The following is a 239-nucleotide window of genomic DNA, read 5'->3' on the forward strand; positions in this document are numbered from 1 at the left end:
GGTCTGCAATCTGCGCTGCCAAATTTTTATCAAAGGGACGGCAGAGCGCGACGAAGCGTGCTTGTATGTCTTTTAAATCCGCTAAGCTGTCGCCAGCAAAGCGCACGGTCAAATGATGACTGGTGTTTGATTGGCGCAATACGCCAAAACCATGAGCGAAATCTAAGCGCACGCCATCAATACAGGTCAGCCGAGTGCCACTCGGTAACAATTGCTTGGCTTGGGCTAAGGTCGTATGC

1 pseudogene is annotated in these 239 nt (G+C 51.0%); it reads right to left on the reverse strand.

Annotation, left to right across the window (positions count from 1 at the left end):
• A pseudogene (locus AAEZ03_RS28785) lies at positions 1-239 on the reverse strand (hypothetical protein); the annotation flags it as partial.

Origin of the sequence: Pseudomonas sp. HY2-MNA-CIBAN-0224, assembly GCF_040310285.1 — a bacterium.
GTDB classification, from domain to species: domain Bacteria; phylum Pseudomonadota; class Gammaproteobacteria; order Pseudomonadales; family Pseudomonadaceae; genus Aquipseudomonas; species Aquipseudomonas helleri.